The 13,203-nt window shown below is 37.0% G+C and carries 14 protein-coding genes; 10 read left to right on the top strand and 4 right to left on the bottom strand.

Annotated features, from left to right (window positions below; translation table 11 throughout):
- Positions 1–109: 109 nt before the first annotated feature.
- The 4 genes from ACFPYN_RS10600 to ACFPYN_RS10615 form a co-directional block, all read right to left on the bottom strand.
- Positions 110–688 carry a hypothetical protein gene (locus ACFPYN_RS10600; RefSeq protein WP_377734058.1) on the bottom strand — a complete coding sequence of 193 codons (579 nt, stop codon included), beginning with the start codon at positions 686–688 and terminating at the stop codon, positions 110–112.
- Between the two features lie 12 nt (positions 689–700).
- Entirely contained in the window at positions 701–1,807 is a 1,107-nt protein-coding gene (gene ispG, locus ACFPYN_RS10605; RefSeq protein WP_377734059.1) for a flavodoxin-dependent (E)-4-hydroxy-3-methylbut-2-enyl-diphosphate synthase, read from the bottom strand.
- 94 nt (positions 1,808–1,901) lie between these two features.
- On the bottom strand, positions 1,902–2,234 hold the full coding sequence (locus tag ACFPYN_RS10610) for a hypothetical protein (RefSeq protein WP_377734061.1): 333 nt from the start codon (positions 2,232–2,234) through the stop codon (positions 1,902–1,904).
- 49 nt (positions 2,235–2,283) lie between these two features.
- Positions 2,284–2,781, bottom strand: a complete 498-nt coding sequence (locus tag ACFPYN_RS10615) for a DUF1189 family protein (protein WP_377734062.1) — start codon at positions 2,779–2,781, stop codon at positions 2,284–2,286.
- A gap of 194 nt (positions 2,782–2,975) precedes the next feature.
- Between ACFPYN_RS10615 and ACFPYN_RS10620 the strand changes: the two genes are divergently transcribed.
- From ACFPYN_RS10620 to rpmG, 10 genes are all read left to right on the top strand, one after another.
- The gene (locus ACFPYN_RS10620; protein WP_377734064.1) at positions 2,976–4,607 is read left to right on the top strand and encodes a Na/Pi cotransporter family protein; all 1,632 of its coding nucleotides are present in this window, start codon (positions 2,976–2,978) and stop codon (positions 4,605–4,607) included.
- An 82-nt stretch (positions 4,608–4,689) separates the two neighbouring features.
- A complete protein-coding gene (locus tag ACFPYN_RS10625; protein ID WP_377734065.1) occupies positions 4,690–5,169 on the top strand; it encodes a DUF456 domain-containing protein in 480 nt (159 codons plus the stop codon).
- 123 nt (positions 5,170–5,292) lie between these two features.
- Positions 5,293–5,898 (top strand): superoxide dismutase, encoded by a 606-nt coding sequence (locus tag ACFPYN_RS10630; protein ID WP_377734066.1) that lies wholly within the window; start codon positions 5,293–5,295, stop codon positions 5,896–5,898.
- Between the two features lie 234 nt (positions 5,899–6,132).
- Entirely contained in the window at positions 6,133–8,337 is a 2,205-nt protein-coding gene (locus tag ACFPYN_RS10635) for a peptidoglycan D,D-transpeptidase FtsI family protein (RefSeq protein ID WP_377734067.1), read from the top strand.
- Positions 8,338–8,485: 148 nt separating this feature from the next.
- Positions 8,486–9,427 (top strand): PstS family phosphate ABC transporter substrate-binding protein, encoded by a 942-nt coding sequence (locus ACFPYN_RS10640; protein ID WP_377734069.1) that lies wholly within the window; start codon positions 8,486–8,488, stop codon positions 9,425–9,427.
- An 81-nt stretch (positions 9,428–9,508) separates the two neighbouring features.
- The gene (gene pstC / locus ACFPYN_RS10645) at positions 9,509–10,456 is read left to right on the top strand and encodes a phosphate ABC transporter permease subunit PstC (protein ID WP_377734070.1); all 948 of its coding nucleotides are present in this window, start codon (positions 9,509–9,511) and stop codon (positions 10,454–10,456) included.
- Position 10,457: 1 nt separating this feature from the next.
- Complete coding sequence (gene pstA, locus ACFPYN_RS10650) at positions 10,458–11,336, top strand: phosphate ABC transporter permease PstA (RefSeq protein ID WP_377734072.1); 879 nt, start codon at positions 10,458–10,460, stop codon at positions 11,334–11,336.
- 28 nt (positions 11,337–11,364) lie between these two features.
- On the top strand, positions 11,365–12,195 hold the full coding sequence (pstB, locus tag ACFPYN_RS10655) for a phosphate ABC transporter ATP-binding protein PstB (protein WP_377734074.1): 831 nt from the start codon (positions 11,365–11,367) through the stop codon (positions 12,193–12,195).
- Positions 12,196–12,216: 21 nt separating this feature from the next.
- A complete protein-coding gene (phoU, locus tag ACFPYN_RS10660; protein WP_377734076.1) occupies positions 12,217–12,876 on the top strand; it encodes a phosphate signaling complex protein PhoU in 660 nt (219 codons plus the stop codon).
- A gap of 131 nt (positions 12,877–13,007) precedes the next feature.
- Positions 13,008–13,157, top strand: coding sequence for a 50S ribosomal protein L33 (rpmG, locus tag ACFPYN_RS10665; protein WP_017380101.1), 150 nt, complete (start codon positions 13,008–13,010; stop codon positions 13,155–13,157).
- Positions 13,158–13,203: the final 46 nt, after the last annotated feature.

Below are 13,203 nucleotides of genomic sequence, written 5' to 3' on the forward strand. Positions count from 1 at the left end.
ACCACACTTTTAATAACCCATTTCAATAAATAATTCAGAATCACAGAATTTGTTTTGCCTGAAGAATGATTGTGAAACAAGACCATAAGAAAAGCGTGAGGCATATGCCTCACGCTTTTTGTGTTAAAAATGAATGTTGTATCCATGCATTTGCTTCGAGCCAGTTATTCACGCGTATAACGCCATCTGGGACAGCTAGTTGGTTATATGGTGTATTAAATAACAGAACAGGAATATGACAATCTTCTGCAATACCCACTGCATTATCATGTTTATCTTCGAAAAACACATCAATTGCATGGTCTTTAACAGCTTGAATTTTATTATGGGTGCCAATTAATTCAATGTGATCGTAAGCAAGGTTTTGTTCGACAAACCATTGCAAGGTTACATCCCGCACATTTTGGCCACGAGCAGAAATGAAATATAACTCATGATCCTTTTTCCATTCAGTCAATACCCCATGAGCATCAACTTGGATTGGGGAAGTCGCATAAATTTCAGGTTCTGCTTGTTTAAACCATTTGTAAAAATCTTCAGTTGACACTGGAAAAGCTTTTGTTAAATCATACTCTTTAATATCATCCAGTACTAAATTACAAGAAAATTCCTTATTGATATGTGGCAATAAAGAGGTAGGACAAGTGACTGTACCGTCAATATCAATTCCGAATCGGTAGTTTGACATGTAAAAAGCCCCTTACGCGTTTTGTTTTTCTAGTGCTTGTTTATCAAAGTATTCTTGTGCAATTTTATCAATTTCAATTTTCAACTCTTCTACCATGGTTGCTTCAGGGACTTTACGAACGGTTTTTCCTTTCATAAATAGCAGTCCTTCGCCGCGAGCACCAGCTATTCCAATATCGGCTTCACGTGCTTCACCAGGGCCGTTTACGGCACAACCAAGTACAGCTACTTTAATCGGTGCTTTAATTGTTGAAATATAATCTTCCACTTCGTTTGCAATTGTAATTAAATCAATTTCAATACGGCCGCAAGTAGGGCACGAAATTAATGTAGCTGCATTTGAAGACAGACCAAATACTTTTAACATCTCTCTCGCAACTTTTACTTCTTCGACTGGGTCTGCACTCAACGAAACACGTAGTGTATTACCAATGCCGTGACTTAACAAAGCACCAAGTCCTGCTGCGCTTTTAATAGAGCCATTTACCAATGTGCCTGACTCTGTTATGCCAAGATGAAGTGGGTAATCGAATGCTTGTGAAGCTTTTACGTAAGCTTCAATTGCCAAACTCACATCTGAGGCTTTTAAAGATACGATGATATCGTGAAAATCTAAGTCTTCAAGTATTTTAATATGATGAAGTGCACTCTCAACCATTCCATCTGCAGTTGGATAGCCGTATTTTTCAATGATTTTACGTTCGAGTGATCCGGCGTTAACTCCAATACGTATTGGAATGCCTTTCGCTTTTGCAGCATTAACGACAGCTTCTACTTTTTCACGACGACCGATATTACCAGGATTGATACGTATTTTATCAGCACCATTTGCGATGGCTTTCAGAGCTAATTTATAATCGAAGTGAATATCCACTACTAGTGGAATGTTAATACGTTGTTTAATCTCAGCTATTGCGTCCGCTGCTCGATCATCTGGGCAAGCAACACGAACAATTTGACAACCTGCTTCTTCTAATCGTAAAATTTCTGCCACAGTTGCTTCTACATCATGTGTTTTTGTTGTGGTCATGCTTTGTATGAATAATTCATTGCTACCACCTATGGTTAAATCGCCGACACGAACCGGGCGAGTTTTGGAACGGTGAATAATTTCACTCATGAAAATTCTCTCCTTTGCGGGCTCATAGCCTTCACTACTTTTTATTTTAGCAGTGATGAAAAGGAATTGCCAAGGAAGAAACATTACTTATTGATTAAGAACACGATAAAGTTGAATCTTTGTAGATAGGAACGTTCACAATTTCACCTGGTTGAAAAACTTGATTTTGTAAATGTGGGTTCTCTTGATAGAAAGCTTCTAAGCGTTCAGGGAAGCTAACCCATACTTCAGAAGGATACACGGCAAACACAGATAAAACGGTATCACCTTTAACTGTTTGCACAGGGAATATTTCATATTGCTCTTGTTTTACGCACTCTGTCTCAGTTTTAGAGAATGCAGCAAGAGAGATGGTGCCATCAAGTAAGTCGATTTTTATGATATATGAAATGATTAAAATGAAGACTGCTAGTCCAATTATACGCATAAAAAAACCTCCCTTTTTCCAACATATGCTGAAAAAAGAGAGACTATGATTATTTTTGGGGGTAATATTTTAGCGCAAGAGTTAAATAAACGACACAGATTAAAGTAGTAACCATAAAAATCCATCCATCCGTCAGACCTGAATATAGGAAGAAAATAGATAGCACTGTTGGAGTGGTATAAGCAAATGCAGTTGTTCGCCAAACATGTCTGTATTCTCCACGGCGTTTACGTAGCTTTAAAATGAACATTCCGATAAAAGCCATTACGCTTATTCGCACAAATAATAACAGAGTGGTCATTATGAATTGAACGATAAATGCAAATGGATATAAAATCCACTCCATATTTTCTACATAATCAAGCAATCCTTCTATAGAAGAAGAATCATTTTTAAATCCCGTAATAAAGTGAACAAATGAAAGCAGTGACAAAATGCCGACAAAGAGAAAGACGTATTGAAGAACTTTGCCTATCGGCAAAAGACGAAAAGCTGCTATTTTCTTAGGATTAGAAATAGAAGCAATAAAAAGTTGAGTTAAAGTCAAGCAAATCACTCCTTATACCTATCATACTACTATTTCAAGAGAGGTTATTAAATAAAGTTGGTCGAAAAGCGTACAAAGTTGTCCCAAATATTAAGTTATTGTAAATTTTATATGAAGGGGCTTTACAATTGTATGTCGAACTACTCATAATGGGGATTGTTGAAAATTGTCGAAGTAGGAGTTGAAAACGAATCGTGGAACTTAATTGGCAGGAAATGCTGTTTCAGTTTATTGGAGGTCTAGGGATCTTCTTATTCTCTATCAAATATATGGGTGACGGTCTGCAAAAAGCAGCAGGTGATCGTTTACGTGATATTTTAGATCGTTTTACCACAAATCCATTTATGGGTGTGTTAGTTGGTATTGCTGTAACGGTCCTAATTCAATCCAGTTCGGGAACTACCGTTATTACAGTAGGACTTGTTAGCGCAGGATTTATGACATTGAGACAAGCAATTGGCGTAATAATGGGTGCCAATATCGGGACAACCGTTACTGCTTTCATTATTGGGTTTGACGTTGGAGAAGCTGCATTACCAATTATGGCACTCGGTGCATTCTTAATTTTCTTTGTTAAGAAAAATCAAATCCAAAACATCGGAGAAGTAATCTTCGGTTTTGGTGGATTATTCCTTGGGATGGAACTTATGAGTGGTGGAATGAAACCACTTCGTGAATTACCTTCATTCATCGATTTAACTATTAGTATGAGTGAACATTCTGTTTTAGGTGTTGTCGTTGGTACAGTGTTCACATTAATCGTACAAAGTTCAAGTGCCACTGTCGGTATACTTCAAGGTCTTTACTCAGAAGGAATATTGAACTTGGATGCCTCTCTTCCTGTTCTTTTCGGCGATAACATTGGAACAACAATTACAGCAGTTCTTGCTTCTATTGGAGCTTCAATTGCAGCTCGTCGTGCGGCAGCTACACATGTACTATTTAACGTGGTAGGATCTGTTTTATTCTTAATAATTTTAGGTCCATTCACGATGTATGTAGAATGGTTAACTGGAGTATTAGGATTAGAGCCGAAAATGCAAATTGCATTTGCGCATGGGACATTCAATGTTGCAAATACAATTATTCAATTTCCTTTAATCGGAGCTTGGGCTTATCTAGTAACTAAATTTATCCCGGGTGAAGAAGTAACGATTGAATACAAGCCAAAGCATTTGGACCCACACTTCATTGAAACTGCACCTTCTATTGCAATCGGGCAAGCGAAAGAAGAAATTCTTCGCATGGGTCGCTTTAGTGTACAAGGATTACAGGAATCATTTGAGTATTTAAAAACTAAAAATAAAAAACACGCAGAAACTGGTTACCAATTAGAAGATGCAATTAATAATTTAGATCACAAGATCACGGATTATTTAGTGAAAATATCTGCAGAATCTATTTCAAATGCAGATTCAGCACGTCATATTATGTTGATGGAAACTGTTCGTGATATTGAACGAGTGGGTGACCACTTTGAAAATATTCTTGAATTAATTGATTATCAACAAGTAAACCGTCTGACTTTAACAGAAGATGCAATGGAAGATTTAACTGAAATGTTTACGTTAACTATCGCAACTGTTGAAAAAGCATTAGTATCACTAGATATGAACAGTCACGAGTTAGCACGTGAAGTAGCTGAGCAAGAAGATTTAATTGATAAAATGGAACGTAAATTCCGTAAAAAACATATCTTGCGTCTGAATGAAGGTACATGTTCTCCTCAAGCTGGAATTGTATTCGTTGATATCGTTAGTAACTTAGAACGAATCGGTGACCACGCAGTTAATATTGCTGAAGCAGTATTAGGAAAAAGAGCATAATATTCAACATCTCCTCTCAAGTGCTTTACATCTTCAGTGATGTAAGGCACGATAAAGAGGAGATTTTTTTTGGAGGTAAAACATGGAAATTATTGGTTGGAGTATCATTGTTGTGTGCTTTATCATTGGATTCATAGGACTTGTTTATCCAATTATTCCGTCCGTTATCTTTATTTTAGGTGGCTTCTTATTATATGGAGTGTTTTTCTCATTTGCTGACCTGCCTTGGTGGTTCTGGTTAATTGAAGTATTATTCGTTATCTTACTGTTTGGTGCGGATATGATGGCAAATGCCTTTGGAGTAAAAAAATACGGTGGTAGTAAAGCAGGAATTTGGGGAAGTACCATTGGATTGTTAGTGGGTCCATTTATTATCCCGATTGCAGGTATCCTCATTGGCCCATTTTTAGGTGCCATTATTGCGGAGTTAGTATTTGCACGAACTTCACTCAAACAAGCAATAAAAACAGGATTTGGTTCAGTAATTGGGTTCCTAACATCCATTGTTACAAAGGGAACAGTTCAAATTGTAATGATTGTTATTTTTGTTTTAGTCGTCTAGTCTCGGGCAAAAGACTGAATTCACAAAATCGCGTTGCTAATATTTGAATGACAGAACTAATTTTGTTACGCTATTAAATGTAATATAAATCTTATAATGATATCCTTTAGGAGGAAATAACACATGGCTTATGAATTACCACAATTACCTTACGCGTATGACGCACTAGAACCACATATTGACAAAGACACAATGAACATTCATCACACAAAACATCACAACGCTTATGTTACGAACTTGAACAATGCACTTGCAGGTCATGATGATCTTCTTAGCAAGTCAGTTGAAGAATTAATTGCAAACTTAGACGCTGTTCCAGAAGCTGCTCGTACAGCAGTTCGCAACAACGGTGGGGGACATGCTAACCATTCATTATTCTGGGAATTATTGTCTGCTACTGGTGGCGGAAATCCTTCAGGTAAATTAGCTGAAGCAATTGATGCTAAGTTTGGTAGCTTTGATTCATTCAAAGAAGAGTTCGCTAAAGCTGCAACAACACGCTTTGGATCTGGTTGGGCTTGGTTATCACTAAACAATGGTGAGTTAGAATTAACTTCTACTCCAAACCAAGATTCACCGATTATGGATGGTAACACACCTTTACTTGGTTTAGACGTTTGGGAGCACGCTTATTACTTAAACTATCAAAACCGTCGTCCTGAATATATTGCTGCTTTCTGGAATGTAGTAAACTGGGATGAAGTTTCAAAACGTTACGAAGCAAAATAATAAAGAAAAACGGAAAGCGTTACTTTAGCTTGACTCCGACGGTGGAAGGAACGAATCGAAAACCTGTTTTCGAATGAGTTTCTGAAGCGGAGGTGCGAGCTGGCGCTTAAAGTTAGACAATTCATCTTATTATTGAAACAAAACACACACTCATTTCGTCAAATGAGTGTGTGTTTTTTTGTGCAAAATGATATACTACATTAAAGATAGAAAGCTAGAAGGAGGACTGCTGACTTGCGTAAAATTTCAAAAAAAAGAGCCGCGAGTGCTAAAGCTAAACAACGCGCAAATGTCGCTTTTCGTATGAACATCCTCTTTTTCTCCATCTTTTTGTTATTCTCTATCCTCATTTTCCGCCTCGGGTTTTTACAAATTGTTCAAGGTGAAGGTTTTGTTCGTGAATTGCAAAGGACGGAAGAAGTTCCTATAAATACAAGTGTTCCTAGAGGACGTATTTATGATAGCGTTGGTCGTATTTTAGTAGATAATGAACCTAAAAATGCGATTACATATACGAAGCTGCAAACGACCAAACAAGAAGAAATGTTGGATATTGCAGAAATGTTAGCGTCAATCATTGAAAAGAAACCTGATGACGTTACCTTGCGAGACAAGCAGGATTATTGGATTATGTTACATAGAGACAAAGCTTATGAGAGAGTAACAAAAAAAGAAGAGGCTAAACTGTTGTCTGATGAAACAATGACGACAGCAGAGATGCAAATACAGATTGATACATTGGTACGAGAAAAAATTACTGAAAAAGATCTTGCTAGTTTATCTGCTGAACAATTGGAAGTGCTTGCGATTTATCGTCAAATGTCGTCTGGTTATGCATTATCTCCTCAAATCATTAAGAGTGATGATGTGACACCTGAAGAATTTGCTCGTGTTTCTGAGCGATTGACAGAGATGAAAGGCGTTAATACAACGACTGACTGGGTTCGAGTACCTAAGTCAACTCTCTCTATATTAGGAAGAACGACTTCGCCAAAAGAAGGCATTCCAAAATCTAAACTAGATTACTATTTGGCTCGTGACTATACACGAAATGATCGTGTCGGGAGAAGTTATATCGAACAACAATACGAAGAGGTTTTACAAGGCCAAAAAAGTGTTGTTAAAAATATTACCGACGGCAAAGGAACGGTTACCGAAACGGAAACTGTCTTTGAAGGTCAGCCCGGTAAAGATTTGGTTTTAACCATTGACAGCGAAATTCAAGCGGAAATAGAGAATCTAGTTGAAGCAAAACTTATCGCCATGAAACAAAAGAACGGCTCGAATTTATTAGATCGTGCTTTTGTGGTTATTATGGATCCAAATTCAGGCGAAATTATTTCGATGGTTGGTAAAAAACTTGAGATTGACAAAGAGACAAATAAACGAGTTGTCCGTGATTTTGCTTATGGGACCTTTACCACTGCCTACGAAATTGGATCTACTATTAAACCAGCGACTGTATTAACAGGGTATGATCAAGGTGTAATTCAATTAAATGAAGTCATGACCGATGAACCGATAAAAATCAAAGGATCTAAAGTTAAAAGTTCGGTTTTTAATCGTTCTTCCAAAATTCCAATGAGTGACTTACAAGCGATTGAACGATCATCCAACGTCTATATGTTTAAAATAGGTTTCAGATTGGCTAATGCAATATATAAATTCGAGGAATCAATCGACTTTGATTCAGATGCTTTTGGTATATTACGTAATTCATATGCACAATTTGGATTAGGCGTACCAACAGGTATCGATTTACCAGGTGAAACCTCAGGGATCAATGGTGGAATGGCAACTGAAAAACTATTGGATTTAACGATAGGACAATTTGACACCTACACGCCACTTCAAATGGCCCAATATGTATCAACCATTGCAAATGGAGGGTATCGAATCCAGCCACATGTGGTTAAAGAAATAAGAGAGCCTTCTACTGATGGAACAACGATGGGTCCATTAGTTACTGAAATAGAACCTACTATATTAAACCGAATTAGTAATACACAGGCACAAATTGATCATATTAAAAAAGGAATGTCGCGTGTTTATTATGGTGATAAGGGGTCAGCAAGAGCCTACTTTGGTGATTCACCTTATCAGGCAGCCGGAAAAACGGGAACAGCCCAAGTAGTTTACTATGATACAAAGCGAGAAAACTGGGGAGATCAAACAATCAATTCCACTCATATTGGTTTTGCACCTTTTGATAAACCTGAGATAGCTTATGCTGTAATTATGCCGTGGGCACCTTATTATAATGGCCAATACGAAAGCACTGGTACCATTCTTGCTCGTGAAGTAGTAGATGCCTACTTTGAAATCACTAAGAAAAATGAAGCGGTAGAAGAACTAGAGTCTTCAACTTTACAAACTATTAAACCTGCATTTACGGAAACATTAATTAAAGAAGGTACCGAAGAAGAACCAAATGAATAATTATTAAAATAAAAGCCATGATATAAATACATATCATGGCTTTTTGCATTTACAATCTCTTTACATGCCGTTTATATGTACTCAACATTAAACCTTTATAGTAATGTTTGTAAGGCAAAACCAACCAATCTTAGGGGGAACTAAACAAATGAAAAACTGGAAATTCTTTATGATGTCAACAATGATCGGATCAGCACTTGTATTAGGTGCTTGTGGAAATGAAGAGACTGAAGGTAACGGCAATGATGAAGAGACAGAGAAATTGTCCGGTTCAGTATCTGGTGACGGTTCATCTACAGTAGCTCCAATTACAGAAGCATTAGTTGAAGAATATTCAGCTGTTCAACCTGACGTAAAAGTAACTGCAGGTGTATCTGGAACAGGTGGTGGTTTTGAAAAGTTCATCGCAGGTGAAACTGATTTCTCAAATGCATCTCGTCCAATTAAAGAAGAAGAAGCAGCAAAACTTGATGAGGCTGGTATTGACTACACGGAATTAGAAATTGCTTATGATGGATTATCAATCGTTGTTAACAAAGATAACGATTGGGCTAAAGACTTAACTGTTGAAGACTTGAAAAAATTATGGGTAGAAGATGGAACGACTAAAAAATGGTCTGACATCAATCCTGAATGGCCAGATGAAGAAGTAGTATTCTACTCTCCAGGAACAGATTCTGGTACATTTGATTACTTTAATGAAATTATTCTTGAAGATGAAGATATTGTAAAAGCAACAACGCTTTCTGAAGATGACAACGTATTAGTACAAGGTGTTAAGGGTGACAAGAATGCTATAGGATTCTTCGGATATGCTTACTACCTAGCTAACAAAGATTCAATGAATATTGTAACAATCGACGGCGTAGAACCAACAAATGAAACAATTGAATCTGGTGACTATACACCACTATCTCGTCCATTGTTTGTTTATGTTAAAAATGAATCAGTAAAAGAAAACGAAGCGGTTTATGACTTCATGAAGTTTTCACTTGAAAATGCTGGTGAAATGGCTGAAGCAGTTGGCTATGTAAGCTTGCCAGAAGAAAAATACAAAGAAGATCTTGACGCATTAGAAGGTTTGAAATAATTTAACCAAATTAAATGCGGTTCGAGAGGCGAGTAGCAGCGGTGCTACTCTCTTCTCTTTTTAGGTAAAGGGGGATTTCACATGGCGTTAAATGATCAATCAGCAAAAGTGTCCGTTCAAGACATGATTTCGAAACAGAGAGGAAAGAAGGGCAAAAAGTGGGTTGAGAAATCAATTCCAGTCATTCTTTTTATCATTGCCTCCATATCAGTATTAACAACTTTCGGGATTGTTTTCACACTGATTTTTGAAACTTATGAGTTTTTCCAACGTGTACCGTTTTTTGATTTTATATTCGGTACGGAGTGGTTGCCATTCTCAAACACTGAACCACTTTATGGTATTATGCCATTAATTGCGGGCACATTAAAAGTAACACTGATTGCTGTTGTGGTTGCGGTACCATTTGGATTAGCATCGGCTGTATACTTAAGTGAATATGCAAGTGATAACATGCGTAGAGTTATTAAACCTGTTCTTGAAGTATTAGCAGGTGTACCAACAATCGTTTATGGTTTTTTTGCTTTAACATTTGTGACACCATTTTTACAACAATTTATTCCAGAGTTAAAGATTTTTAATGCATTAAGCCCTGGTATAGTGGTTGGGATTATGATATTACCAATGATTGCTTCTTTGTCAGAAGATGCAATGTCATCGGTACCTAATTCTATTCGAGATGGAGCACTAGCTTTAGGCGCAACCAAACTAGAAGTGGCCGTAAAAGTTGTATTACCAGCAGCATTATCTGGGATTATGGCTTCAATCGTTCTTGCAGTTTCACGGGCTATTGGAGAGACAATGATTGTATCATTAGCAGGTGGGTCAACTCCGAGATTTGATTTAGATATGACGGATTCCATTCAAACCATGACAGCTTATATAGTTCAAGTTTCAACAGGGGATGCTGGGTATGGTACAACAATCTATTACTCGATTTATTCGGTCGGATTTACATTATTCCTCTTTACGCTTCTCATGAACTTATTAGCTCATGTGATTTCAAAACGCTTTAGGGAGGAATACTAAGATGAAATATATCGATCATGGATCTGTTGTTAAACGTATGGGCACTAGAATGATTGTAAATAAAGTATTCAAAGCGCTATTCTTTTTGGCAACATTATTTGCTCTATTAGCTTTAGGTGTACTGTTTTATCGGATTTTCACCCAAGGTATCGGTTATTTATCAATCGACTTCTTTTTAAACTTCGGTTCACGCTTCCCTGAAAAAGCAGGGATTAAGGCGGCTCTTGTTGGATCCCTTTGGATGATGGCAGTAGTGGCACCTGTTTCATTATTACTAGGTGTAGGTTCTGCCATATACTTAGAGGAATATGCGAAGAAAGGCAAAATTAATGATTTCATTCGTATGAATATTTCTAACTTAGCTGGCGTTCCATCAGTTGTGTTTGGTTTACTCGGTTTAACGATTTTTGTACGAGCGCTAGCACTTGGTAATAGTATTTTAGCTGCAGGATTCACGATGAGTTTATTAATATTGCCTGTAATCATCGTTTCTTCACAAGAAGCAATTCGTGCAGTTCCAAAAGATTTACGGGAAGCATCTTATGGAATGGGCGCTACCAAATGGCAGACGATTGCAAGAGTAGTTTTGCCTTCAGCAATTCCTGGTATTTTAACAGGTGGGATTTTAGCGCTTTCTCGAGCAATTGGAGAAACAGCACCGCTCGTAGTAATCGGAATTCCAGTAATTATACAATTTGTTCCAGAAAACCTTCTTAGTCAATTTACGGCGATGCCAATGCAGATTTTTGACTGGGCAAAACGGCCACAAGAAGCGTTTCAAAGTGTTGCGGCAGCTGGAATTATCGTATTAATGGTGTTCTTGTTGCTGATGAATTCTATTGCGGTGTTCATTCGAAATAAGTTCCAAAAACGTTATTAAGCCAATGCGGCATGGGAGGGTTTCAAAAATGGTTCAACTGAACGTAAACAAACAAACAACAACATCTACAGCACCATTCAAAGCCAATCAAGAGTTAACTGAAAATAACATTGTGTATGATACTCGTCAATTAAATTTATGGTATGGCAATCACCATGCTTTAAAAAACATAGATTTAGCTATTAAAGAAAATGAAGTGACAGCAATTATTGGACCTTCGGGTTGTGGAAAATCAACATATATTAAGACATTGAATCGTATGGTGGAGTTAGTACCATCTGTTAAAACATCGGGAGAAATTATTTATCGTGATCGCAATATTTTAGATGCAGGTTATGGTGTAGAAGAATTGCGAACAAAAGTGGGTATGGTTTTCCAAAAACCAAATCCATTCCCAAAATCAATATTTGATAATATTGCTTATGGTCCTCGTATTCATGGCATTAAAAACAAAAAAGTATTGGATGGCATTGTTGAACAAAGTTTGCGTGGAGCAGCCATCTGGGATGAAGTTAAAGATCGCTTAAACGAAAATGCATACAGTTTATCAGGTGGACAGCAACAACGTATTTGTATTGCTCGTGCACTGGCAATAGAGCCCGACGTTATATTAATGGACGAACCTACATCTGCACTTGATCCAATTTCAACGCTAAAAATTGAAGAATTAGTTCAAGAATTAAAACAAAGCTACTCAATTATCATTGTCACGCATAACATGCAACAAGCAGCGCGTATTTCTGATCAAACGGCATTCTTCTTAAATGGAGAAGTTATAGAATATGATAAGACGGATACCATTTTTTCTACGCCTTCTGACAAACGAACAGAAGATTACATTTCAGGACGCTTTGGTTGATTATGAAGGGGGTAAACGAAGATGGTAGTTAGAGAAAAATTCGAGTTTGAGCTTAATGGTGTTCAAGAACAATTTTTATTGCTTAGCAATTTAGCCATTTCTACATTGAACAAATCAATTGATGCGTTGTTAAGTCAAGACGTGGATCTTGCTTTATCAATTATTGAAAACGATATTCATATTAATCGGATGGAAGAAGAAATTAACGATCGTGTCATTTTATTATTAGCGAAACAGCAACCAGTAGCTACGGATTTAAGACGCTTAATCGTTTTGATAAAAGCGGCACATGATATGGAGCGCGTTGGTGACTACGCTGTTAACATTGCAAAAGAAGCCATACGTATTGGAAAAGCACAATTTGTTCCACCAATAAAAAATATTGAAGAAATGCGTACTTTAACAATTGCTATGTTAACTGATGTGATGAAAGCCTTTATTGATGAAAACATTGAGCAAGCTCGTAAAATTGCAGAACTAGATGATCAAGTTGATAACTTGTATGGTCTTACCATACAGCAGCTTTTAAAAGTGGGTTCTGAAAACCCACAATTATTAAGCCAGGTGACTCAACTGTCATTCGTCTGTAGATATTTAGAGCGCTCAGCTGATCATGCAACGAATATTGCGGAAGAATTATTTTATTTAGTAAAAGGTCGTCATTACGAATTAAATAATTAGATATTTTTCGCTGTATATAAATATTTGAAAGTTAATAGTAGATTTTTATTTGGCTTATGCTATAATAAGTTAGTCGTATAAATTATGCTCAATAATGAAACTTGAATCCTGATTAAATGGGAGGGATAAAGATGCGCGTTAACATCACACTAGCTTGCACAGATTGCGGCGAGCGCAACTACATTTCTAAGAAAAACAAGCGTAACAATCCGGAACGTCTTGAAATGAAAAAATATTGCTCACGTGAAAAGAAAATGACAACTCACCGTGAAACAAAATAAAACCATTTAACCAAAACCTTTCGAGGTTTTGGTTTTTTTCATGGAG

Source organism: Paenisporosarcina macmurdoensis, from assembly GCF_042658845.1.
Classification (GTDB): domain Bacteria; phylum Bacillota; class Bacilli; order Bacillales_A; family Planococcaceae; genus Paenisporosarcina; species Paenisporosarcina macmurdoensis.

Bases quoted from the DNA above. Each gene is read 5' to 3' on its own strand.
- pstA (WP_377734072.1), top strand. From the start codon at position 10,458: ATGAAATATATCGATCATGGATCTGTTGTTAAACGTATGGGCACTAGA.
- ACFPYN_RS10625 (WP_377734065.1), top strand. From the start codon at position 4,690: ATGGAAATTATTGGTTGGAGTATCATTGTTGTGTGCTTTATCATTGGA.
- ACFPYN_RS10610 (WP_377734061.1), bottom strand. From the start codon at position 2,234: ATGCGTATAATTGGACTAGCAGTCTTCATTTTAATCATTTCATATATC.
- ispG (WP_377734059.1), bottom strand. From the start codon at position 1,807: ATGAGTGAAATTATTCACCGTTCCAAAACTCGCCCGGTTCGTGTCGGC.
- pstC (WP_377734070.1), top strand. From the start codon at position 9,509: ATGGCGTTAAATGATCAATCAGCAAAAGTGTCCGTTCAAGACATGATT.
- phoU (WP_377734076.1), top strand. From the start codon at position 12,217: ATGGTAGTTAGAGAAAAATTCGAGTTTGAGCTTAATGGTGTTCAAGAA.
- rpmG (WP_017380101.1), top strand. From the start codon at position 13,008: ATGCGCGTTAACATCACACTAGCTTGCACAGATTGCGGCGAGCGCAAC.
- ACFPYN_RS10630 (WP_377734066.1), top strand. From the start codon at position 5,293: ATGGCTTATGAATTACCACAATTACCTTACGCGTATGACGCACTAGAA.
- ACFPYN_RS10640 (WP_377734069.1), top strand. From the start codon at position 8,486: ATGAAAAACTGGAAATTCTTTATGATGTCAACAATGATCGGATCAGCA.
- pstB (WP_377734074.1), top strand. From the start codon at position 11,365: ATGGTTCAACTGAACGTAAACAAACAAACAACAACATCTACAGCACCA.
- ACFPYN_RS10600 (WP_377734058.1), bottom strand. From the start codon at position 688: ATGTCAAACTACCGATTCGGAATTGATATTGACGGTACAGTCACTTGT.